Here is a 232-nt window from a genome sequence, read left to right on the forward strand (position 1 = left end):
CCGATGGATACCCCGACCGGGCTGCCCGGGTTTGTCGGCATGTATCTGGTGGCCGTGCTGGCCGGACTGATTTCCAGCGTGCCGGCCGGGTTGGGGGTGTTCGAGTGGAGCCTGCGCAAGCTGCTGCCGCAGGTGGCGCCAGCTGCGGTGCTTGCAGCGGCCCTGAGCTATCGGGTCACCTACTACGTGCTGCCGTTGCTGCTGGCCACCGTGCTGGCCGTGGCGCCGGCAC

General features: G+C 69.4%; 1 protein-coding gene. It reads left to right on the forward strand.

Annotated features, from left to right (window positions below; all coding sequences use genetic code 11):
• Positions 1-232 (forward strand): hypothetical protein (locus ACQG3P_RS24645; RefSeq protein WP_426806515.1); only part of this gene is annotated, 232 nt, incomplete at both ends.

Origin of the sequence: Stenotrophomonas sp. SrG (assembly GCF_050031795.1) — a bacterium.
In the GTDB taxonomy this organism is placed as follows: domain Bacteria; phylum Pseudomonadota; class Gammaproteobacteria; order Xanthomonadales; family Xanthomonadaceae; genus Stenotrophomonas; species Stenotrophomonas rhizophila_A.